Annotated in this window: 26 protein-coding genes and 1 pseudogene; 20 read left to right on the top strand and 7 right to left on the bottom strand. The window is 47.7% G+C overall.

The genetic code is table 11. The features are described 5' to 3' along the window. Positions 1-47 precede the first annotated feature (47 nt). Complete coding sequence (gene spoVB, locus ACR9FF_RS14915; protein WP_435171918.1) at positions 48-1,595, bottom strand: stage V sporulation protein B; 1,548 nt, start codon at positions 1,593-1,595, stop codon at positions 48-50. 109 nt (positions 1,596-1,704) lie between these two features. Between spoVB and ACR9FF_RS14920 the strand changes: the two genes are divergently transcribed. From ACR9FF_RS14920 to ACR9FF_RS14935, 4 genes are all read left to right on the top strand, one after another. Further along, positions 1,705-2,187 (top strand): tetratricopeptide repeat protein, encoded by a 483-nt coding sequence (locus ACR9FF_RS14920; RefSeq protein ID WP_435171919.1) that lies wholly within the window; start codon positions 1,705-1,707, stop codon positions 2,185-2,187. Between the two features lie 93 nt (positions 2,188-2,280). Next, positions 2,281-3,261 (top strand): aldo/keto reductase, encoded by a 981-nt coding sequence (locus tag ACR9FF_RS14925; RefSeq protein ID WP_435171920.1) that lies wholly within the window; start codon positions 2,281-2,283, stop codon positions 3,259-3,261. 125 nt (positions 3,262-3,386) lie between these two features. After that, positions 3,387-4,037, top strand: coding sequence for a response regulator transcription factor (locus tag ACR9FF_RS14930; protein ID WP_435171921.1), 651 nt, complete (start codon positions 3,387-3,389; stop codon positions 4,035-4,037). Then, positions 4,030-4,179, top strand: a complete 150-nt coding sequence (locus tag ACR9FF_RS14935; RefSeq protein ID WP_435171922.1) for a hypothetical protein — start codon at positions 4,030-4,032, stop codon at positions 4,177-4,179. The genes ACR9FF_RS14930 and ACR9FF_RS14935 overlap by 8 nt, the downstream gene beginning before the upstream one ends. Here the strand turns inward: ACR9FF_RS14935 and ant(6) are convergent. After that, positions 4,149-5,015, bottom strand: a complete 867-nt coding sequence (gene ant(6) / locus ACR9FF_RS14940; protein WP_435171923.1) for an aminoglycoside 6-adenylyltransferase — start codon at positions 5,013-5,015, stop codon at positions 4,149-4,151. The two genes, ACR9FF_RS14935 and ant(6), sit on opposite strands and share 31 nt — an antisense overlap. An 82-nt stretch (positions 5,016-5,097) precedes the next feature. Here ant(6) and ACR9FF_RS14945 point away from each other — a divergent pair, with 82 nt between their 5' ends. From ACR9FF_RS14945 to ACR9FF_RS14975, 7 genes and pseudogenes are all read left to right on the top strand, one after another. Continuing rightward, positions 5,098-5,880 carry a hypothetical protein gene (locus ACR9FF_RS14945; protein ID WP_435171924.1) on the top strand — a complete coding sequence of 261 codons (783 nt, stop codon included), beginning with the start codon at positions 5,098-5,100 and terminating at the stop codon, positions 5,878-5,880. 31 nt (positions 5,881-5,911) lie between these two features. Further along, positions 5,912-6,136: a hypothetical protein gene (locus tag ACR9FF_RS14950; RefSeq protein ID WP_435171925.1), complete on the top strand. Its 225-nt coding sequence runs from the start codon at positions 5,912-5,914 to the stop codon at positions 6,134-6,136. Next, positions 6,048-6,230 (top strand): annotated as a pseudogene (locus ACR9FF_RS14955) (SDR family oxidoreductase); the annotation flags it as partial. The gene ACR9FF_RS14950 and the pseudogene ACR9FF_RS14955, both read left to right, overlap by 89 nt. Positions 6,231-6,527: 297 nt before the next feature. Continuing rightward, positions 6,528-6,704: a hypothetical protein gene (locus ACR9FF_RS14960; RefSeq protein ID WP_015844625.1), complete on the top strand. Its 177-nt coding sequence runs from the start codon at positions 6,528-6,530 to the stop codon at positions 6,702-6,704. A gap of 205 nt (positions 6,705-6,909) precedes the next feature. Continuing rightward, positions 6,910-7,686: a DeoR/GlpR family DNA-binding transcription regulator gene (locus ACR9FF_RS14965; protein WP_435171926.1), complete on the top strand. Its 777-nt coding sequence runs from the start codon at positions 6,910-6,912 to the stop codon at positions 7,684-7,686. Then, the gene (locus ACR9FF_RS14970; protein ID WP_435171927.1) at positions 7,679-8,488 is read left to right on the top strand and encodes a Cof-type HAD-IIB family hydrolase; all 810 of its coding nucleotides are present in this window, start codon (positions 7,679-7,681) and stop codon (positions 8,486-8,488) included. Before ACR9FF_RS14965 ends, ACR9FF_RS14970 begins: the two co-directional genes overlap by 8 nt. A gap of 171 nt (positions 8,489-8,659) precedes the next feature. Next, positions 8,660-9,028, top strand: a complete 369-nt coding sequence (locus tag ACR9FF_RS14975) for a YrdB family protein (RefSeq protein ID WP_435171928.1) — start codon at positions 8,660-8,662, stop codon at positions 9,026-9,028. Between the two features lie 69 nt (positions 9,029-9,097). Here the strand turns inward: ACR9FF_RS14975 and clpP are convergent, their stop codons facing one another. Next, positions 9,098-9,682: an ATP-dependent Clp endopeptidase proteolytic subunit ClpP gene (gene clpP, locus ACR9FF_RS14980; protein WP_015844630.1), complete on the bottom strand. Its 585-nt coding sequence runs from the start codon at positions 9,680-9,682 to the stop codon at positions 9,098-9,100. A gap of 166 nt (positions 9,683-9,848) precedes the next feature. Between clpP and ACR9FF_RS14985 the strand changes: the two genes are divergently transcribed. The 4 genes from ACR9FF_RS14985 (at position 9,849) to ACR9FF_RS15000 (ending at position 14,342) form a co-directional block, all read left to right on the top strand. Next, entirely contained in the window at positions 9,849-10,568 is a 720-nt protein-coding gene (locus ACR9FF_RS14985; protein ID WP_435171929.1) for an RNA polymerase sigma factor, read from the top strand. A 128-nt stretch (positions 10,569-10,696) separates the two neighbouring features. Further along, complete coding sequence (locus ACR9FF_RS14990; protein ID WP_435171930.1) at positions 10,697-12,094, top strand: spore germination protein; 1,398 nt, start codon at positions 10,697-10,699, stop codon at positions 12,092-12,094. Further along, on the top strand, positions 12,091-13,254 hold the full coding sequence (locus tag ACR9FF_RS14995) for a Ger(x)C family spore germination protein (RefSeq protein WP_435171931.1): 1,164 nt from the start codon (positions 12,091-12,093) through the stop codon (positions 13,252-13,254). Before ACR9FF_RS14990 ends, ACR9FF_RS14995 begins: the two co-directional genes overlap by 4 nt. Further along, positions 13,251-14,342 carry a GerAB/ArcD/ProY family transporter gene (locus ACR9FF_RS15000; protein ID WP_435171932.1) on the top strand — a complete coding sequence of 364 codons (1,092 nt, stop codon included), beginning with the start codon at positions 13,251-13,253 and terminating at the stop codon, positions 14,340-14,342. Before ACR9FF_RS14995 ends, ACR9FF_RS15000 begins: the two co-directional genes overlap by 4 nt. Here ACR9FF_RS15000 and ACR9FF_RS15005 read toward each other — a convergent pair whose 3' ends face one another. Next, positions 14,343-14,885: an NAD(P)H-dependent oxidoreductase gene (locus ACR9FF_RS15005; protein WP_435171933.1), complete on the bottom strand. Its 543-nt coding sequence runs from the start codon at positions 14,883-14,885 to the stop codon at positions 14,343-14,345. It abuts the gene before it with no gap. 168 nt (positions 14,886-15,053) lie between these two features. Between ACR9FF_RS15005 and ACR9FF_RS15010 the strand changes: the two genes are divergently transcribed. The 5 genes from ACR9FF_RS15010 to ACR9FF_RS15030 all read left to right on the top strand — a co-directional run bounded on the left by ACR9FF_RS15010 (position 15,054) and on the right by ACR9FF_RS15030 (position 18,916). Further along, on the top strand, positions 15,054-15,449 hold the full coding sequence (locus tag ACR9FF_RS15010; RefSeq protein ID WP_435171934.1) for a winged helix-turn-helix transcriptional regulator: 396 nt from the start codon (positions 15,054-15,056) through the stop codon (positions 15,447-15,449). A 107-nt stretch (positions 15,450-15,556) separates the two neighbouring features. Continuing rightward, complete coding sequence (locus ACR9FF_RS15015) at positions 15,557-16,030, top strand: hypothetical protein (RefSeq protein ID WP_435171935.1); 474 nt, start codon at positions 15,557-15,559, stop codon at positions 16,028-16,030. A gap of 173 nt (positions 16,031-16,203) precedes the next feature. After that, positions 16,204-16,902 carry an FHA domain-containing protein gene (locus ACR9FF_RS15020; protein ID WP_435171936.1) on the top strand — a complete coding sequence of 233 codons (699 nt, stop codon included), beginning with the start codon at positions 16,204-16,206 and terminating at the stop codon, positions 16,900-16,902. Between the two features lie 21 nt (positions 16,903-16,923). Then, entirely contained in the window at positions 16,924-18,213 is a 1,290-nt protein-coding gene (gene murA, locus ACR9FF_RS15025; protein ID WP_435171937.1) for a UDP-N-acetylglucosamine 1-carboxyvinyltransferase, read from the top strand. Positions 18,214-18,295: 82 nt separating this feature from the next. After that, positions 18,296-18,916, top strand: coding sequence for a hypothetical protein (locus ACR9FF_RS15030; RefSeq protein WP_435171938.1), 621 nt, complete (start codon positions 18,296-18,298; stop codon positions 18,914-18,916). 42 nt (positions 18,917-18,958) lie between these two features. Here ACR9FF_RS15030 and ACR9FF_RS15035 read toward each other — a convergent pair whose 3' ends face one another. From ACR9FF_RS15035 to ACR9FF_RS15045, 3 genes are read right to left on the bottom strand one after another with little or no spacing between them, the layout of a single operon-like run. Then, entirely contained in the window at positions 18,959-20,014 is a 1,056-nt protein-coding gene (locus ACR9FF_RS15035) for a Ger(x)C family spore germination protein (RefSeq protein WP_435171939.1), read from the bottom strand. Continuing rightward, positions 20,011-21,105 (bottom strand): GerAB/ArcD/ProY family transporter, encoded by a 1,095-nt coding sequence (locus tag ACR9FF_RS15040; protein ID WP_435171940.1) that lies wholly within the window; start codon positions 21,103-21,105, stop codon positions 20,011-20,013. Before ACR9FF_RS15040 ends, ACR9FF_RS15035 begins: the two co-directional genes overlap by 4 nt. After that, positions 21,098-22,426, bottom strand: coding sequence for a spore germination protein (locus tag ACR9FF_RS15045; protein WP_435171941.1), 1,329 nt, complete (start codon positions 22,424-22,426; stop codon positions 21,098-21,100). Before ACR9FF_RS15045 ends, ACR9FF_RS15040 begins: the two co-directional genes overlap by 8 nt. Positions 22,427-22,491 lie beyond the last annotated feature (65 nt).

Genomic DNA, 22,491 nt, shown 5'->3' on the forward strand with positions numbered 1-22,491 from the left:
ATGCCCATTCATTTTAGTTTACATAATATTAATTACGGTAACTGAAGTTACGGCAACGGAATTGTTCGCCTAAAGCTTTTCCAATTAATCGTATTCGTCAGCATAAGGGTTATGAAATAGAAGAGAGTGGAGACAACGATGGAGGCTACCATGCTCCATAACATCGGCCAGCCTTCGTAGGTGAAGAACGCCATGGACCAGCGGCCGAAGAGCGCCATGAGCACCATGCACAAGCCTACCTTAATGTAAGGCTCTACCGGCCAATAAAAGCCGATCGAGCTGGAGATGGAGAAGAAATTAAGCATCATCTGCAGAACCATGCCGATCCCGATGCCAAACGCAACTCCAACAATGCCGAATTGGCTGCCGAATACAAAGATGGAGACGGCTTTGAAGGCGGTGGAGATGATAAAGTTCCATAAGGCGGCGTTCGTCCGGCCAAGTCCCAGAAGAATGGCATGAAGCGGTGCGTCAAAATAATGGAAGAAGAACATCGGAGCCAAGATCTGCAGCAGCATTCCCGCATCGGGAGCCCCGTAAATGACGGATGTTAGCGGCGTTGCCCACTGAAATAAAATAACGGTTGCCGGAGCGCCGATCAAAAGGCCTACAATCATGGCTTGGTTCATCCGTTCGTGTATGAGCAAAGTGTTCTTGCTGACCGCCGCTTCGCTGATGGCAGGAACTAGTGCGGTTGAGAGAGAATTGGTTATAAAGCTGGGCATAAACAGCAAGGGAAATGTGTAACCAGCCAGCAAACCGAACTGTTTGGTCGCCATAGCCGTGCCGATACCGGCCATCGCAAGACTGGTTGTAATAAGCAGCGGTTGAAAGGCGCTGTATAACGAGTGAATAACGCCTTGACCTGCCGTTGGCATTCCTAGGTTAAGCAGCTCGTTAAGCGTGCTTCTTCCGTGCTTGAGATGGTTCCTCCACGTTTCTCCCGCGGCTTTCCGCTCGCCGTAAAGCTTATAGCTGGCAGCGAGAAAGAGAAGACTGATCATCTCGCTAATGACGGAAGCGGCCATAGCGCCTGCCGCCGCATAAGCCACGCCATAAGGCAGAAGCAAGTGGACGAGCGCCAATACGCAGGCGATTTGCACCGTATGCTCAAGGACATCGGATGCGGCAATCGCCTTCATCTGCTGCATGCCGCGGAAATAGCCTTTCAAGACGGCGGAGATCGCTACGATCGGAGCAATTGGCGTGATGGCGAGCATCGCTAGATAAGCTCGCTGGTCGCTTAACAGAATCGAAGAAATCCACTCCGAGAAAATAAGCGAGAAGGTCGTCAGCGATATGCTGAGTACGGATGTGATCGCAAGAGAGACATTCAGTATCCTCCTTATCTTAGCGCGGTCGCCTTGCTCATTGGCTTCGGCGACCAGCTTGGAGATGGCAACGGGAAGTCCAAGCTCCGTAATCGTAATGACCAGCGGAACAAGCGGATGCGCCATCATAAGAAGACCAATGCCTTCCGCGCCAAGCGCTCGGGCGATGTACATGCCGCTGATAAAGCCGAGAATCCGGTTAATGAAAGCGGCGGCCGACAAGACTAACGTACCTTTTACGAATGATGATTTAGGATGTGCCATACTTTCCTCCTGAAAAAACGCTTGAATACTTAAGTGTATTCACCGTTTGAAAAAGCATGCGAACAAGCTGCTTGCATGGCGGGAGGCTTTTTCGGAAGGAGCCATAACATTGAATGAATTGGAAATCGCCATACAACTAAGAGAATCGGGACAATTAGAGGAATCCAGATCCATGCTGCTGGCGCTCACTGAACGATATCCCGCCAATCCGTCCGTCTGGTATCAATGCGCGTGGGTGCATGATTCGATGGGACTCGAGAGGGAAGCCGTTCCTTTTTATCAAAAATCAATAGAGCTTGGCCTTAGCGGAGAGGACCGGCAAGGCGCTTATTTGGGACTGGGAAGCACTTACCGGACATTGGGCATGTACGCCCAGGCCCGATCGATTTTCCGGGAAGCGATAGACGAATATCCGGATAACCGGGAGTTCCAGGTCTTTTATGCCATGGTGCTTTATAACCTTGAGGAGCATAACGCGGCTATGGAAATCTTGCTGAAGCAGCTAGCAGAGACAAGCGGAGACCAAGGTATACAATCCTATCGAAAAGCGTTACTGTTCTATGCGGATAAATTAGACCAGAGGTGGGATTAGGGAATACGCAATCGAATTGCCAGACGTGCCTTGACTTGGAGTTAACTCCAAGTGAGATAATAGGATCGACTAAAAGGAAAGCAGGGGATATGGATGGAATACGTGAAATTGGGGAATACAGGATTGGATGTTTCACGCCTTTGTCTTGGCTGCATGAGCTTTGGTGACGTAGAACGCTGGAATCATCCGTGGATACTTGATGAGGAGAACAGCCGGCCAATTATTAAGAAAGCTTTGGATTTGGGAATCAATTTTTTTGATACGGCGAATGCTTATTCGACTGGTGCAAGCGAAGAAATTGTCGGTCGCGCCTTGAAGGATTACGCCAACCGGGATGAAGTCGTGATTGCATCGAAAGTATTCTTCCGCATGCAGCCGGGCCCGAACGGCGCGGGTCTATCCCGTAAAGCGATTATGAACGAAATCGATAACAGCCTGAAGCGGTTGGGAACCGATTACGTGGACTTGTATCAGATTCACCGCTGGGATTACAATACGCCGATTGAAGAGACAATGGAAGCTTTGCATGACGTAGTGAAGGCAGGCAAGGCTAGATACATAGGAGCTTCCGCCATGTATGCCTGGCAGTTCCAGAAAGCTCTGCATGTTGCGGAGCGGAATGGCTGGACCCGCTTTGTCGCGATGCAGAATCATCTTAACCTCATGTACAGAGAGGAAGAACGCGAGATGATGCCGCTGCTTAAAGAGGAGAAGATTGGCGCAATTCCGTATAGTCCTCTTGCCTCCGGCCGATTGGTTCGCGACTGGGGTACCGTTACGCACCGTTCCGAAACCGATCAGGCTCAAAAAATGAAGTATGAAGCATTCGCCGAGCAGGATCGCGTCATTGCCGAGCGGGTTGCGGAGATTGCGGAGCAACGCGGCGTTCCCCGTGTTCAGGTTGCCCTGGCATGGCTGCTGCAAAAGGAACAGGTAACGGCGCCGATTATCGGCGTAACAAGCATGGCTCAGCTCGAGGAAACGATCGGATCGATCGAGCTGACGTTAACGCCGGACGAGATTAAGTACCTGGAGGAACGGTATGTTCCTCACCGCGTTGTTGGCGCCTTGTAAGTGTAAAGGAAAAAAGCTGGCTCCTTGTCGGAGCCAGCTTTTTTTGCGTGATTATTTTGCCGTTAATAGCTTTGAAAATAAAGCCGATGAATGGGCAAGACTGATATTTGGAGAGTTGGTGACGTATGAACTTGCTGCTGGCCGATGACGAGCCGATGATGCTGCAGATATTAAAAGATTATTTTATTAAAGAGGGATTTAACGTGCTGACAGCCGGGGATGGCGAAGAAGCGCTGGAATTGTTTTACGAGCATTGGGTGGATATTGCCGTATTGGACTGGATGATGCCGAAGGTGAGCGGGGTAGAGGTATGCAAGGAAATCAAAAAGGTCAGCCGGACCAAGGTGTTGCTTCTGACGGACCAAGGCGATTCGGAAGATGAACTTTATGCCCTAAATGCCGGTGCGGATGACTATGTAAGCAAGCCTTTTGAGCCCAAAGTGCTGATTACCCATGCTTGTAAATTGTTGAATTGGGCCTCTCAACTGCGTTCGGGCGATCTGGTGGTAGATATGGAAGCTCAGAAAATATACCTTGACGGCAGCGATGTGCAGGCAACCTCGAAGGAGTTCCAATTAATAAAGTATCTCATCCAGAACAAGGGTCAGATCGTTCCCCGGAAAATGCTGCTGGATCAGGTATGGGGAGTCGACTACCACGGGGATGGCCGGATAGTGGATACCCATATTCGCAGGCTGCGGGAAAAAATCGGGGAGATCCGGATTAAGACGTTCAGAGGCTTAGGGTATAGTCTAGAAGTGCATCCGGATGAGTAAGCTCAGCTATAAGCTGATCTCCTATTCAAAGGCGATTCAAGCCTATGCGGCGGGTATTCAGGACGGTCATGCGAATTACGGACATGTGGCGCAGGATGGAAAGGTGGAGTTTTATTTTTCATTAGGTGTGATGGATTTATAAATCTCCCCCGTGTAAGCAGATATAGCTTCGTCATAATCCGGGTAGGGGTAACCGAGAGCAGCAGCTACGGACATCGAGTATTTGCGAAATAACGAATAACATGTAAATAAAGAATTCCACATATCCGGATAGCTGCTTTGAGAATAAGTTGTAAGGAGAGCTAACCAATCATCTGCCGGGAGATACCGGTTAATGAACTTGTAGTTTTTCCCTGCGCTAAACGTATAGCCACGTTCAAAGCCAATCTGCCAGGCCATCATTCTGAGCAGATTAGGCCGAGCAATCTCATGAAGATGATCGGCGGCAAATAAAATCTCCCTTCGCGCCAGCCCTTTTACGATGTAAGTGGAGACCATCCAAAATTCATTGCAGCAATCGTCAAATTCCCTTGCCGTCGGCCGTTTAATCCAATATTGCTGGTCTGTTGCAATGACATCGGCTCCGATGCGTTTATCCTTATCGAGCAGTACCTCGACCAAGCCATCGCTTTTGGCAAAATACTCGTCCAATTCTTCAAGGGGAATCAAAGTGAGGTCTAGCTTATTCCCATCCTCAAATAGAATGAGATAAGAGAACCAATTGCCAAGCTCCGACGGGAATAATTCCATGTCTTCGGGCTTTTGCATTAGAAGGCGTTTGCCGAAGGTATCCAGCCATTGGTCATTCTCCTTAAACGCATCCATGTCCGTTACAAAGAAGGAAATATCATAATCTTGAAACGAATCAGGGGGAATGTTCTTGTTCGTTCGGGAGCCTTCCAGCGTAGCTGCCCGGATCGTTTCATGATTTTTTGCAAAATCCAAAAGCATCCGCCTCATATCCTGTTCACTTCTCATCCGTCTATCTTCCTTTCTTCAAGGGTTATCGCATAAAATAATAATGACTGGGAAACTCGGGAAAAGGGTGGTGGGGACGACCATGAAGATCCAGATCCGGAACCTGAACAGCAGCTCGACGCCAACGATTTTCCATCAGTATTCGATGATCGACTCCATTCGAGATTTCAACCTAACCATTGAACCCGGCAAAATCTACGGTTTAGTTGGATCCTTTGGCAGCGGAGGTTGGCTCCTCAGTTATTTTTTAGCCGGAAAAGAAGAACTGTTGTCGGAATGCCTGGATATGTCCCACTCGATCATAACCTTGGATGATCATCCCGTAAACAATGATGTCTTGAAGCGTATTTCTTGTTATGTTGGCGAAGGGGTCGCCGAGTTTCCGTATCGCAGCTTTAAGACCTATCCCGGTCCTTTCACATGGAAAATAAAAGGAGTACGGTCGGTCGCCGACCAAATTAAAGAGGGGATCAAGCGGAGCGGGAATCCGTTATCCCTGGAGCAAATCGCCCTGTTGTTCGAGTTAACCGGAATGGATAAACCAAAGCGCTATCAGGGCCGAATTTATCGTCCTCTTGAATTCAACAGCGGCGAGCGATGGAGAGCTTCCATGGCGATCGGTTATGCTTTTCAAAAAAAGCTGTATTGCGTTCCTTGGATCGAACCCCATGGACTCTTCTATATTCTAGGGCAGCTTGGAAGAAAACTGCTCGGTATCCTAAGAGAATCCGGTGCGTCGGTGATCATCCCCGTAAGCGATGAAAAATATATTGAAGGTCTAGCCGATGAGATTGTTTATTTGAAGCCCTATGACTTATGGAAAGACAATAAAACGGATGAAAATGCCATTCGTTTATCGGAATGATCATAAAGCCGCACGGGAAGTGCGGCTTATTTTGCATCCTACCGCTCGGCATCTATTCTTCGTGCTGCTCGTATTTCCGCCGCAGCATCAGAACCGCCATCCGGGATTCGAATATCCGATGATTCCGCGCCCCTTATCGGATAATCCGTATTATAAAGGAAGCGGGAAGCCCGTTAATCCCTTGTGCATTTACGGCAGAAGAGGTAACAACATTCGCTACCGACGTTCCCTTAAGACGTCCGGGGCAGCCGTTTGAGCTTGCTCCAACTTACGTGCTGCTGGCATCCGACGATTCTTCCTACATATCGGGACAGGTGTACTTCGTTAATGGCGGCTCGATTATGACATAGACCGGCTTGTTGGATGTGTATCAATGAGGATAATAGAAGCTCCTCTCCTTGACGGAGGGGAGGTTTTGAAATTTAGCGAGAATGAAGATTTACTGGATAATCTTCGTCTGAGTGTTACAGCAAATCGATTTTTAGTGAAAAACAATAGGAATCAACTCCCATGGTTCATCGGTTAATGAATAACTTTATAGACGGAATAATTGTATAAAGGTTTACATTCGAAAAAATAAGGAAAAAAAATCCTCCTTTGTGTTAAGCTTGAAACATCATAAGTATAGAAAACCAGGAGGATCATAAATGTCTAGTGAAAGCGTCTTTTCCATGTTTGCTATTCTGCCAATGATTTTAGTAGTTGTATATGGGTTGTTTATCCTTATGGGGTTATACGCTCTTTATCTTATTATTAAATTCTTGATTCGGGGTATTGCGGCGTTAGATATCTATCTGGACGAAAAGCGAAACGGAAGATTTTGATAGGATGAAGGTTACATAACATTAAATTTAGACAGGCAACGGCCGAACAATCGGCTGTTGTCTTTTTTTTGCGCAAACATAAGTCATTGTCGTGCATTTTGAACAAAATGTTGCATAAATGAAGATTAAAGCATACAATAACTTAAACAATGTTGCACAACGGCTTAGGTATTTGAGAAAATCCGGAAGAGGTGGTAAAGGGGTTATGTTTCAGGAAGAACGAATCAATGCCATTATGGAGCATTTGAATCAGCACAAGCGGATCGATATTAAAGACATGTGCCAGAAGTTCGACGTATCCCGCGATACGGCACGCCGGGATCTGCTGAGGATGGAGGAGCTTGGTCTTATTCTCAGAACGCATGGGGGAGCGGTACTGCCGAAGAAGTCGAGGGAGGTGTTCGAGTATAAGGATCGCCTTGTCAAAGATTCTGACGTTAAGCGCGATATCGGACGCCTTGCCGCATCGCTTGTAAAAGATGGAGACTATATTATGATGGACGCTTCAACTACCGTACAGTTCACCGCCGAGCACATTACCGCGGAACGAGTGGTTGCCGTTACGAACTCCATTGACATTGCAGATGCCTTGTCGCGGAAAAAGGCCTTAAGGACGTATCTGCTCGGCGGGGAGTTGAATATCAAACACCGCTTCCTGTATGGCCAGGCGACGATTGATAATTTGGCTAATTACCAGGTGGACAAATTGTTCCTTGGAGCATGCGGAATAACGGAAAACGGTTTATCCTATCCCGATGTGGAGGATGGGGTGGTTAAACGCGAGATGATCAAGAAGGCGAATCAGGTTATTCTTTTGGCTGACCATACGAAATTCGGCGAACAGATGTTTTATAAAATCGGGGGCTTAGACGCCATCGATCTCCTGATTACGGATCAACAGCCTGACCGGGATATGATGGAGAAGCTTGCGGAGCATCATGTAGAACTACGCGTCGTATCGGAGGAGGATTTAGATGATTAAACTTATTGTCAGTGATTTGGATGGCACGCTGCTGGATAAAAGCAAACAAATTAACGAGCGGGATCGCAGCGCGGTAAGAAAAGCTTATGAAAGCGGGCTCGATTTATGTATCGCGTCCGGCCGGATGAATGCCGAGATTACCGTCATTATGCGCCCATTTCCGAACAACTATCATGCCGTTGGTCAAAACGGGGCAACCGTCCGGCTGAATAACGAGCGTCTGCTTGGAGCGATAGATTTTGCGCCCGAATTATCCTTGCGGCTGCTTCAAGCGGTCCCTCGCGAGGAATTCATAAGCTTCGTTCATTGCACGGACGACTCCTACTATGCGCGGGTGGATAATGAAGTTTCCCGTTCCGTGGAGAACCGCATTATGTCGGAAAGCTCTACTCATCACAAGTTGGAGGAAGCTCTGGCAAACGATGAGTTCCGTTGCAGCAAGCTTGCTTGTTTCGGAGAATTAGGCAAGCTGAGCAAGCTGGAAGCCCAATTGAACCGCCAATTCCCCGGACAGATCGAGACTTTTATCAGCGATAAAGATTGTTTGGATATTATGCCGCTTAACGTCTCCAAAGGTACGGGGATATCGCTTCTCATTCGGGAATTGGCAATTGCTCCGCATGAAATCGCATGCATCGGAGACTCGTTTAACGATCTTTCGATGTTTGCTTTAACCCCGCACAGCTTTGCAATGGTCGAAAGCCATGATGAAATCCGCGAGCAGGCGAGTACGGTTGTCCATTCCGTTGCTGAAGCTATCGAGCATATCATTGCTTACAATGCCATGTCGGTGGCGAACTAAGTTCTTGACCGGGTTGGATTGATCTATGTTAAAAGCACCAACTCTATAAGCCTGCTGATCATGAAATGCCGCATAATGCGGTTTTTTTGTTCCAATTTTGCGTACAGATGTTAGAATGGCAATAGCGTATGGAAAAACTAGGTAGTCTTGTTGCGAAAAGGTGGGGATGGGATGAAAGGACCGGGTACGGGCATTTTGCTTACGGTATTTTTTCTGCTTGAGCTTGCCGCATTTGTCGTGTTTGGTTATTGGGGGTATCAGCTGCAGTCCGTAAAAATGATAAGTATTCTATTGGCAGCGGCGTTTCCTCTTGTTCTGGCGGTTCTCTGGGGGATGTTTCTCTCGCCAAAAGCATCTGTGGCCATTTTCTCCTACCCGGTAAGGACAGCCCTGAAACTTGTCGTCTTCGTTGCAGTTTCAGCTGCATTATACTCAACCGGGCACGAGAAGCTGGGTCTTGCATTTCTAATCGTTGGCATCGTTATCATTGCAGCCGTCTTTCTTTTGAATTTGCATAAGGTGGATGCCAAGAAGGGATAAGAACTTTGTTTTCCTTATAAATTAGGACGATAAAAGAGGCTGCCACAGAAGGCAGCCTCTTCCTAGTCCTCAAACCGTATGGACGACCTGATCGATAATCCCGTAGTCAAGCGCTTCTTGGGCGGAGAGAAAATAATCGCGGTCCATGTCCTTCTCGATTTTCTCGAGCGGCTGACCGGTACGGTCGGCAGCGATCCGATTCAAGCGGGCTCTCGTATCGAGGATCCGCTTCGCGCTGATCGCGATATCGCTGGCTTGGCCCTGGGCGCCGCCATGCGGCTGGTGGATCATGACCTCGCTGCTCGGCAGGGCAAACCGTTTGCCTTTAGCGCCGCTTAGAAGCAGAATAGCAGCGAAGGATGCCGCCATTCCTACGCAAATCGTATGAACCTCGGGTTTTATATACTGCATCGTATCATAGATCGCAAAGCCAGCCGTTGTTGAGCCTCCGGGAGAATTAATGTACAGGCTGATTTCCTTATCCGGATCCTCGGCGGCAAGAAATAACAGCTGTGCTACGATACTGTTCGCAACCTGGTCGTCGATGGCTGAGCCAAGGAAGACAATCCGGTCCTTCAAAAGCCGCGAATAAATATCATAGGAACGTTCTCCGCGATTGGACTGTTCAACCACATAGGGGATAAAGCTGCTCATCGTAATCCCTCTTTCCTTTGTTTGATCTCTTACAATTCGGCAAACGAAAAGGGGATACGAAAGGATACGCCGTAAAATTTATTTTGCTGTTGCGTATCTTTTTCGCAGGCTCACTCGTTTACTGAATTAAGGATGCGTATAATAGGAAAAAGCGGAGGTGTCCGATATGACTGAAGCAACAATGGATAATGAACATATAGAATTGAAACGCCTGCAACAAGTGCTCGGCCGCTATTGCCTGACTTTAACCAAATCCCGGGTCGAAGCAGAGGATTTATCGCAGGATACATGGATTAAGGTCATGGATTCGGCGCAGCTGACGGAGCATGCCAATCCTGAAGCTTATTTGCTTCGAATTGCCCGTAATAACTGGATTGACCGGGTAAGACGCCAGTCGAGCCATGCACGGATGTTGGAATCCGTTCGGGGATCAGCGGTTTATCATACCATGCCGGACGAAAGCCGAATCGGAACCGAAGTAGTTATGCAGGCGCTTATGACTTTCCTGTCTCCGCTTCAGAGGGCGGTCTTTCTGCTGAGGGACGTTATGGGGTACTCGGCTCAGGAAACGGCATTACGATTAGGACTAACTCCAGGCGCGGTAAAAGCAGCTTTGCATCGGGCCCGCGCGGCATTACCGCAGGTTAGACAGGCGGTTGAAGCAGGTTCGCTGCCTGTTCCGAAGGACGAGGGGCTGCGGGATGTCTTGCGCGCGCTTGCTATTGCTTATGAAGGCGGCGATATTGGAGCGATGCTTACGCTCGTGCAGCAAGGAGAGCTGGAACCGGGGCCGGCAATCGCGGCGCTGCAAGGCAGAAGACTTCGGGCAGCCTCGAATCAAGCTCGCCGTGGAGATTCCGTACCGTCGATGATGCTGGCCGCTTGATGAAATATACAAATGCATACACGAGAGAGCACTGCCGTTACAGGCAGTGCTTCTTTTTTTGCTCGCGAATAACGCAATCCGAATTAGCTAAAAATATCCACGAGATCAGGAAAGGAGTGGTAAATGCGATGGAGCCGCTTAATCCAGTGAATGTGAGCGCGAACATAAAAGATAACGAAACTGTGCTCCGCAGCATTTTCCATCACTGCGCCGATATCGTATTTCGGCCGCTTAATCTTCCTGACCGTTCGGGCATCTTGCTTGTCTATATCGACGAATTGACCGACACAAACAAATTAGAGCAGATTATTTCTACCTGCATGATGAATGACGATTATAGCCGATTGACGCAGTACGCGATAGTTCATAGCTATTCTGAGACTGTAGCCAAAGTACTTAAAGGCAGTACGGCTATCTTTATGAACGGGCTGCCTGTTGCTTATATGGCTGACCTCACTGCCTTCAAGCAGCGTTCCATCGACGAGCCTTCCAATGAGGCTTCCATCCGCGGACCAAGAGAAGGGTTTACGGAAGATCTGAAAACCAATCTAAGCATGATCCGGAGAAAAATCAGTCACTCCAGGCTGAAATTCGAAAGCTACCATGCCGGAGAACTGTCCAATACGGAGTTTATTGTTGCTTATATAGAGGGTTGCGTGAAGCCGGAGCTGCTCCAGGAGGTGAAAAGCAGGCTTGAATCCTTCCACACCGATCAATTGCTGGATTCCAGTTATATCGAAGAGTTTATTGAAGATAAACCGTTATCGCTATTCCCGCAGATTCGAAACACGGAACGTCCGGATACCGTCTGCTCCAGCTTGTTGGAAGGAAAAGTAGCTATTATTGTAGACGGTTCTCCGAACGCGCTTATTCTCCCGATGACGTTCTGGTCGGGGTTCCAAGCGGCGGAAGACCATTACGAGCGATTCTTGTACGTCTCCGCGGTAAGAATGCTGCGGATGCTGCTTGCCGTAATGTCATGCCTGCTGCCGTCCTTGTATGTTGCCCTTACAACCTTTCATCCGCAAATGATACCGCTGAATCTCATGCTCAGTATCTCGGCAGCCAGGGAAGGCATTCCGTTTCCGACCGTTATCGAAACCTTGCTTATGGAGATCATGTTTGAAGGCCTCAGGGAAGCGGGGCTTCGGTTACCCAAAGCCATTGGTTCGGCCGTCAGTATCGTGGGCGCGCTTGTTATCGGGGAAGCCGCGGTACAGGCGGGATTTATTTCCGCGCCAATCGTTATGATCGTTGCGGGCACGGGAATTGCCTCGTTCGCTTTTCCTAGCTATAGCCTGGCTCTGCCATTCCGGATTCTCCGGTTTCCGCTATTAATCTTAGGCGGTTTTCTCGGTTTATACGGTGTCGCGATCGGGATCATGATTATCGCGATTCATCTTGTAACCCTGAAATCGTTCGGAACGCCTTATCTAAAACCAACGGCACCAATCTTGCCGAATTTCTGGAAGGATACGCTGGTACGCATGAATAAACGTTTCGTTCCGGCACAACGCAGAAAATGAAAATATTCAGGTGTTTCATCATTTGTTCTCTTTGCTCGCTGCTGCTCACGGGTTGCTGGGACAGGAATGAAATAAACGAATATGCCTTCTGGATCGGTACCGCTCTTGATGTAACCGAATCGGGAAAGCTGGAGAAAAGCGCTCAAATCGCCATTCCTGCCGAGTTCAAGACGCTAAAGGGAAGCGGGGGGAAAGGGGAGAGGGCCAACATTGTCGTATCGGCAACGGGCAGCTCCATTGTTGATTTGATTCAACAAATCCAGGAAAAACTGCCCCGCCGGATTTTTTTGGGACATCGCCGATCTATTTTTATTGGGGAAAAGCTGGCTCATAACGGGCTGGTGGATATTATGGATCAGTTTACCCGAAATCCGGATACCCGGATGCGTACCGATATTTTCGTGGTTAACGAAGGCAAGGGCAAGGACGCTTTAACGATCAACAGTCCCTTCAACCAGTTTTCGGCGATTGTGGCGGTGCATCAAGACCGTTATTGCCGGCTGGGCGATACGTCCTTGCGGGATTTCCTGCTGGATGCGGGGAGGGACGGCATCAGACCTTCCATGCCGATGATCGATATTGCTCCGGTGAACAAGCTGGAGGAGAACAAAATTATTGAAGTAAGGGCTGTCGCTATTTTTAACAAGGATTTAAAAATGGTCGGGAAAGTCCGGGACAGGGAATCCCTCGAACTGTTTTGGGTAAAAGGCGTGCTCAAGAATCAGTACGTTTCAGAAGTCATCGAGAAAGGTAGCATCTCCTTGTATGTATCCAATCTGAAAAGAAAGTTCAGTACCACTATCGAAGGGGATAAGCTTAAGGTACGCGTGAAATTGATAGGGAATGCCAGGGTTGTGGAAAACAACACGCCTATTGATCTTTCCGTATCCTCCCAGCGTATTCATACGGAACGGAAGTTTAATAAGATCAAAGCCCAACAAATTGAGGCCACTATCAGAAAAATACAAACGGAATACGGTCAAGATGTATTCGGCTTCGGAGAAGAGTTTCACCGGGAACATCCAAAGCAATGGAAACAGCTTAAAGCTCAATGGGATCAAAAATTCCCGACTATAGAGGTTGCCGTTGATGTCGGAATTAAAATTCAGAGCACGGGGGATATTCGCAAGCGTATCCCTAGAATAGGAGCAAGAGAGTGAAGATTTCGTCTTGGCAGTTATTTTGGATTTTGACGACTCTGGAGATTTCCATGAGCATATGGTTAACGGTATCTCCTACGATTGAAATTGCCAGACAGGACGCCTGGATCTCGCTTGTCGTAGCGGGAATTATCGGACTCGCCCTGTCGTGGGTCTTAGTTAAAGTCAGTCAGAGACACGCTTCGCAAACCTTGATAGAATTTGCGCAGACTTTATTCGGCAAATGGCTAGGCAAACTAATCGGCGTGCTGTACTTGCTGGTCTGGTATTCCGTGTGTGCGGATATCCTTCGCATTTTTTCCTTGTTTATCAAGCAGGTTCTGTTTCACGATACGCCAATGTGGATAATTTCCATGCTAATGATGATCGCCATGGCGTACATCGCTTTGGTTGGAAGCGTAGAGGCAATTGCCCGGTTCAGCGAGATGGCCGGGCCGCTTCTATTGCTCGGCATTCTCATTACCTTTATACTCAATATTTCCAATCTACATATGACGCTTATGCTGCCGGTCTTTATGGATACGGGCGTGATGTCCATATTGAAGGGATCTTTCGTAAATGCCTCTTTCCTCGGTGAATCCATGATGATTATGATGCTGATTCCTTTTGTCGCCAATCCGAAAAAGATCCTCAAACCCGTGATTTTGGCCATTTGCATCGCATCTATGCTGGCCATTATTACGGCCGTTATGGTGGTTTCCACGTTTGGCATTCAAATCGGATCCACCTTGTATTTTCCGTATTTCAGCATGGTGAGGTTTATTAATTACCTGGATTTTATTCAAAACATGGATGTATGGATTGTTTTTATTTGGATCTTCAGCGTATTCGTTAAGCTGTCTATCTATCTCTTCATTAATAGTTACGGAACAGCCCAAATATTAGGAGTTAAGAAGTGGCGGAAAATGATTGCGTTTACGGCTCCCGTTATTTTCGTGGCCACCTTAACTCCGGCCAATCTTTTTGGTTTGCTTGATTTCGCGAACTTTGTTTGGATCAGGTTAATCTTCCCGATATTTATCGTGGGCTTCCCGATTGTCTTCCTGCTCGCGAGCATGATCCGCAAACGAATGCTTGCCGCCTCCTGATTAATGCGTAAGCACGGGCATAGGAGTTCGAATATACTCCGCATAACGTTGAGCTTCCTGCCTGAGCCGTTCCTCCGTTGAAGCATTCGCGTCGTAACAGACAAACGCGGGCAGATAGGTGCCGCCGCATTTGGTAATGGTACGCTCAATCGGACGCAAAAGCTCGCTGACAGTGAACTGATTGTCTCCGCCTGAGCGGTAGGACTTATCCGTCCCGCCGGTTGTCGTCGCGACAAGAAACTCTTTGCCAACCAGCCGGTTGCCTCCCGGGCCATAGGCCCAGCCTGGTATCATCACATCATCGAACCATTGTTTCAATAATGGCGGACAGCTGTACCAATAGAAGGGAAACTGCAGAATAATACGGTCGTAACGCAGCAGAAGCTCTTGCTCCTTCTCCATATCTATGTTCCAATCCGGATAGAGCTCATACAGCTTGTGAATATGAATATCTTCTTGAATCTTGTTTAGCCCTTGCAATAAAGCCTTGTTGGCCCTAGAGGCAGTCAGCTCGGGATGGGCAACGATGACCAAAATGTTCATGGGTATCTTCCTTTCAAGTGGAGTATCCCCATTATTGAGCATGAAGGCGAAGCTGAAAAGTACGCTCTTTTTCCGTACTTAGTACGGTTTACCGTACCGTATTGCCGTTGCGTAAGGCTCTGCTATAATAAATACCATCTGAGAGCTATGCGGAAACGGAGGAGAACAATGAACCAGGACAGCCAAAGGCCTGCCTCCACGGAAGGAATAATCGCTACCCTTCAAGCTATAGGAGGGAAGTGGAAGCCGTTGATTCTGTTTATTTTGTTGTACGAAGGTACGAAGAGGTTCGGAGAGCTGAGGCGGATGCTTCCGAATGTGACGCAAGGGATGCTGACTAATCAGCTTCGGGAAATGGAAAGGGACGGCCTTATTGTTCGGAAGGTGTATCAGGAGGTTCCTCCCAAAGTGGAGTATCAATTATCCGAGCATGGGGAGTCTCTTGGATCCGTATTGACCGATATGTGCGGTTGGGGCTTCAAGCATCTGGCCTTTATGAATGAGCTTAAGGAAGAGGAGCAGCCGAACGAGCTGCCTTCGCATGTATCGCAAGCGGATACCTGACGGTATTCGTTTTTTTATTTATGGGGAGGATATGCGGGTATCGCGTGGAATTTATTGGATGGGACAAATGGCTAAAATCAGTTACGCATCATAGAGGAGGAACGGCATTGAGTGTTACGCATTCCGTGAAAAACCCAACCCGGTTAAAAAATATGATCGTCTTTTCAGTTGCAAGTCTGATTTGGTTGTTGATCATTATCCATAACTGGAGGGACTATTCAAGTAGAGGCAAGACGGAGTTACTTATCTTCGATTCGAACTCTCTCATATTCCTAGTGTATATCGTTCTCTTAATTTTAACCGTAATTAGAGCTTTAAGAAAACCTACTGAGCTATCTATACATGAAAATGCGATTCAGGTGAACGGGCATACCATAGCAGCTCGTGATATAAAAGTAATCATGAAAATGGGCTATTTCAATCCGGTAATAGGCGTTAAACCAAAAGGGAAATGGATTGTGCCCCTTCCATTGTGCTTCAGTTTCGCCGTGAATGAAGATCAGGGTATAATGGATGTGAAGGAATGGGCGGCAGCTAACAACATAAAGATGGTCAATAAAGATTTTATGTCGTGGTTGTAAGAATTAGAGTCGCTCGGCAGCGGCTCTTTTTTTGCTTCACTGACTCCTGCATCATTACTGAAAAATAAGCGGGGCGTCAGTGTGGGGAGGTTTTAATCATCCCCGGTTTGAGTTACGATATCTAATGGAGTCACTACCGATGGCAGACCGCCATCCCATACGGAGGAACACAAGTGGAAAACTTTGCATGCTTATATATTATTCGCGGTGAGCCCTACAAGTCGGGAACCATCGTGAATTTGGAAGAGAACGAAACGACGGTTGGCCGCTTATCCAATCAGTTGACTCCGGATATAGCCTTTACCAATCCGTTTATTTCAAGGCAGCATATCGTCATACGGAAAGAAAACGATAAAGCCGTGCTGTACGATAAAGGAAGCCTGCACGGAACGGAGATCAACGGGGAACGCGTGAAGCCGCACCGTCCGTATCCTTTGAACAATTTCGACATTATCAAGCTTGCGAACGGAATGAGCGTCCTTCACTTTTCCTATGTGTTCGCCGATCAGACGCTGGAGCTTGAGCCCCTTAGCATTACGAGAAAACTGGAAATTCCGGGCATGCCGCTTACGATTCATTGGGAGAAGCGGGAATGCGTAGTGGAAGGGCAGCGTATCGCGATGTCGGAAAAAGAATATCTGCTGATTCGTCTCCTTCACGAGAACGCCAATCGGCTTGTACCGCTTGAAGTCATTAAAGCTACGGTATGGCCTGAACGGCTTGCAGGAGAAGAAGGTATCCCGGATGTAACGCTGGATGAATTAAACGCGCTGATCTACCGGGTACGCAAAAAATACGGCAAAGACACCTTCCTGATAAGCGCAGTGCGCGGCAGCGGCTACGTACTCGAATCGGAGATTGTATCTTCCTGACGAAAGTAGGAGAATTCCTTCATGAAATATATACAGACAGAGTATTCAGGACCGCTAAACGGAAAAGTACATATTCCTGGAGCGAAAAACAGTTCTCTTGCGCTGCTTGCCGCAGCTTGCTTGGCGGATGACATCGTTACGCTCGAGGGAATTCCCCTCATTGATGATATACGGATGATTGAAGGAATAAGCCAGGATATCGGAATGGAGCTGAAGCAAGAAGGAGGGGTAATGATTCTTGATCCCCGCTGGATTCACAGCGCCGTTATCGATCCGGGCAAATCCTCGAGCTACCGGGCATCGTATTATTTTGCCGGTGCCTTGCTGGCTAAGTTCGGCAGAGTAACGATCGGATTCCCGGGAGGCGATAATTTCGTCTCCAGACCGATTGATCAGCATATAAAAGTGTTCCAGGCGCTTGGCGCCCAGGTTCACATGTTCCAGGATTACTACGTTGTCGAAGGCACGGAGCTTAAAGGCGCGGACATCTATTTCGATATGGTTACGTCAGGCGCAACGATTAACGCAATACTTGCAGCTTCCCGGGCAAAAGGGCGCACGATTCTGCACAATGCGGCCGTAGATCCGGAGGTTGTGGATACGGCGGCGTTCCTGAATCGGCTAGGCGCGAAAATTTACGGTGCGGGGACGAATCGAATCCGGATCGAAGGCGTGTCTTACTTAAATGGGGGAAGGCATACGGTAATTCCCGACCGCTTAATTGCCGGAGCCTTTCTGATGGCTGCCGGGATCAACGGAGGATTGGTTACCGTCGAGGATGTCATTCCCGAACATCTTGGATCATGCCTATCCAAGCTGGAAGAAATAGGGCTTGAAATCGAATGCGGCGAGAACCATATTACGGCTTACAGTTCCGGCCCTTTAAGAGCAACGCGAATCCGGACAGGCATGTATCCCGGTTTTGCAACGGATCTGCAGCAGCCAATGACGGCACTTCTTCTGCAAGCCAAAGGCAAGAGCATCATTACGGAACGCGTTTACCCCATGAGGTTCGCCCATGTCCCGCAGTTAAGGCGGCTTGGAGCGGAGATCGAGATTCGGAAGGAAAGCGCGTTTATCCGCGGAGGAAACCCGCTGCAAGGCGGGTGGGTGCACGCAACCGATGTGCGCGCCGGTACTTGCCTGCTGCTGGCCGGTTTAGCTGCGGAAGGAATCACCAGCATTACGGGTGTTGAGCATATCGAACGGGGCTACGAAGACGTAATTGGCAGCTTCCGTGCAATCGGGGCGAAGCTTTCCATTCATGACCGGCCGGATACGATAATGACCGAAGACAGAATTCTGAGCTAATAAACGACAACACAGAAGCCTCTAACGAAATTGAGTTAGAGGCTTTTTAGTACGAGCTACAGACCAAGAGGAGTGGATGAGAATGGGTTCCCGAATGATGCATTATTGTATTACGTCCGAAATCAATAAACAAATTTATTCCTCGCAAGAATCCCGCATTCATCTGGGAGGTCTAGCTCCCGATTTAACGCATCCCGTTCATGCGCCTAAATCAGTCACTCATTTTGTGCGTATCAACAGTGAAGGCAAGAAGAAGACGGATTACGAGTTTTTTGCTCAGAAATTCAGCGGATACTTTGATGATTCTTTTTATGTCGGATATTTAAGCCATCTAGTGGCCGATCACATTTGGTACGAGAAAATGTACTTGAAGTTAATCAAGGCTCTTCCGGAGGAAGAGAGACAAGCCGCAATAGACAAGGGCTACCGTGATTTTAGAAGACTTAACAAGCTACTGCTTCGCGATTATCCATTATCACCTCCCACGGAAGTCCCGCTTATTGACAATGTTAAGATCGACGGCTTGTATCCGGAGTATTTGCCGGTTATAGCGGACCAGCTTCATAACGACTTCCATATCGAAGAGTCTTTTAGCCCGGACGATCTTGAAATCTATAACCTCGACGAGATTCTGGAATATATCCGGTTATCCATTAAGGAAACACTCGCGGTTCTCCATGCTAAAGCACTAATTCAAAGATAATAAACAGCCGCGTTAAGCCGTACCGAGTTCGAACGGTACGGTTTAACGCAGCTTGAGATTGCCCGTATTCCGGATCGTGGTTGTAACCTCAAGATTGATTTTGGCCTCGGGCAGATATTTAGTGCGCCATTGCGCCAGCTCCGTTCGGGGAAGATCATCCCGGTAGTGCTGGCCGATACCGAAGATATCGGCGTTGGCGAGCTGGACTTTTCGGAAAATTTGATCCATTACGCGTCGTAAAAGGATTTGGAGCTCCGTCTTGATGACTTCTACGGATGGATTTCCTATTACGTCCAGAATAATCACTTTCAGTTTGAGTTCGCTATTCAGAACGGGTTTGCCGCTGACGAATTTGCTCTCGTTGTGAATTCGGCTGCTTACAATCTGAACGGTAGCTTTGCCGATGACCTCGATTTTTCCGTCAAGGCTATTCCCGTCGTATACGTTATAGAGAAGGGTCTGTTCATTATTGAGACGGGCTACCATTTTCCCATTTTTGAGGATGCCGGAGCCCATGCTTTGGATAGCCGTGGATTCGCCGGATTTGATAATGGGGAGAACGACATCATTGGTATAGGAATGGATGCTTCTAAACACCTTCCATACCGGCGTATGGGCGATTTCGGGATTCCAGCCTGAATTTTTCTGGAAGAAATCGTAAATTTCTTTGCCGTCGCCATTATTAATATCGTTAATCCCTTTGAAAAACCGATCCAAAGGCTCATCGCAAATGACAAACATCGTCTTTGGGGAAATGTGACGCGAACGAATCGTGCTGGCGGTAATCTCGCTTAAACCTTGCGTGGCGAAGGCCTTATCCACGATAAGAACCTTTAAGTGCAGCAAGTCTACCTGGTCCTCCAGATTCATGCTTATTTTATTGACGGCCGCGCTAATGGAATTCCCTTTGGCGCTTATGATTTGAATGCCTTCGTTTTTCTCTGTGACCTTGGGAATGTCCAGGAATACTTCATAGTTGCCTTGCTGATAAGATATCCCCATCGCGATTGGTAACGCCCGGTGGTTAATATCCTTGTTATCCCAGCACCCACCAAGCATGATTGCGAGAAATAGGCCGATTACAATTCGAAGTTTCATGTTTTTCTCAACTCGACTTTTGATTTCTTTGCATGGACCCACCCGGTAATAAGAAGCAAAATAGGCGTTGCAATCGCTACGTACAATCGTAGTGACGTATTCCATTGAAACAGCTTGTCCGTCGTCTTCCAATCCGGAATGCAAAGACAAACGAGAAATACGACCACGATTAATCCCGGAACCAAATAGTTGGGGCTGATATCCTTCATGCCAAGCCTGATCACGCATAGAATCTGCCAGAACGTAAGGCTGATGAAGAACATCCCGAACGCAACGAGACTCAGCAGCAGGAATACATTGATACGGTCAAACATGAGCCAGTTAATCTCAATGGTATCGACAATGAAGAGATAGGGGAATTGAAGCTGACGAGTCGTTTCTTCCCCTAGCGTCAGCACCGGCACATAAACGGCAATCAGATAAGCGGGCAGCAGGATCAAGCTCCCCGCATAAATCGCTCTTGATTTGAATTCCGCGTAAGATGGGAGGAAGCCAAGCAATAAAAAGCCGCCTGTATAAGCAAATAAGCTTTTATAGAAAGCAGAATGCGCGAGAAACGAGAATGCCCCATGAGCAGGCCAAAGCGGGAATAAATAATGCCAATCTATATTTTGAAAGGAGGTAGCCATTACAAAAACAACGGGAACAACGAACAAGAAACTTAACAGGACGGATAATCGGAGCAAGCCGCCAATTTGTCCATGAAGAACCATAAACCCGGGAACCGAAAGAAAGAGAAGCATCAGGATCCACAAAGGGGTGTTGGACAAAATCGCGATCGACAGCACTTCGGAAAATGCCCGAACCGCCAATACGATAATCCATGACATATAGAACAGGGCAGGCAGCAAGACGACCCAAGCGAAAAATTTATTTTTATTCATGAGGATATTGACGATATTCTGGCCCTTGAAATAATTTAAAGCCTTCAGATAAACGGCAATGATCGCAAGGTGAAACAAGAAGCCGAAGAGAACCGGCATCCAGTGGGCTTCGTTTGTGCTCTCGATCACATCTATCGGATAAAGAAAAAAGATCAGCCCCAAATGGGACACAACGTAGGTTGCGGTTACTTGCAGGTTCTTAGACATTTTTCTCCCCTCTTGCCCGAAACAGCTGAAGATAAGGAACTCCTAGCGTGCGTATGCCGGCTATATAAGCACATAAGATCAAGAGTCCCGATAATAGACCGAGCACTCCCAAAAACGCGGACATGAATAACAGCAAATATTTGAACAGCCGCAGGGAGTATGTGTTCTGGAAGCCTACCACGGCAGCATTAGCAATCGTGGTGGCAGCAAGAATGATAATAAGCAGATTGCTAACCAGCTTGGCATCCACGACGGCTTGCCCGAGCACGATACCGCCTACCATCGTAATGGTTGGACCGATGCTGCCAGGCAGGCGAATAATGGCTTCCATAATCAATTCCAGAATGCATAAGAGCAGAAGGGCCTCAATAATAGCCGGATACGGCACGTCAAGCCGGCTTCTGGCGATGGAATGAGCCAATTCAAACCGCAATACGTCAGGATTGACCGATACAAGGGCGACATACAGCCCGGGCAAAATTAAGGTGAGTAACGTTCCAATAAAGCGCAAACTTCTAAGCAGCCAGGAATATATCGGAGGATGGTTCATATCATCCTCCGATATAAAGAAATCCGAAAAAATGCTTGGCAATGCGATGGAAAAAGGCACTCTTTCTATGAATAGAACAGCCTTTCCGTTTTTCAATGCTCTGACGGCATTTTGGGGCAGCTCATAGGCCATATAATGATTGACCAAAGAATATTTGGAAAGTTTCAGGATATGAGCAAACTCCTCCAGATTAGAAATTTCGGTTTTGTGGTGAGCTTCAAGCTTCTGAGTTAAATTGTCCAGTAGGATCGGATCAATCTCGTTATCGATGTAACATAGAATCACTTTGCTTTTTACGTGTCCGCCAAAATGAAAAGCTTGGATTTTCAGATCGGGGCAGTTCAAATGACTCCTTAGAAGAACAATATTAGCTTCCAGGTCTTCGTTAAAAGCGCTTGTCGCACCCCCGATGCTATTCTCCATCGTAGGCATCGAGATGGGGCGGCTGTTCGGTTGAGGAATCGGATAGATACCGACTGCGATTCCAGAAGTGTCATGAACGGCTACAAGCATCCCGTCCATGATTTGCGAGATGATGGAATCGGGTTGAAGTGAAATCTTGTTGCCAAGACCGATAAGTACCTCTGTCAGTTCAAGCTTGCCGATAGAAGCCGTGAGCAGCGGGTCCCGAACCATATAGATGGTTTGCGGGAAATTGATCAGAGATTTCAAGCCCGCGAAAGTGAAGATCTCGGAAGCGATTTGAAGTTTCTGGTTCACGTAATCCGGGTAGGAAGAAAAGTGGCTGTTTACTTCATCCATGGCTGCCATACATACAATCTCCTCGAGTAGTATAAGGTCAAAGTTATTATGCCCTAATTTTCCATTGTTACTCT

Origin of the sequence: Paenibacillus glycanilyticus (assembly GCF_051200795.1) — a bacterium.
GTDB lineage: Bacteria > Bacillota > Bacilli > Paenibacillales > Paenibacillaceae > Pristimantibacillus > Pristimantibacillus glycanilyticus.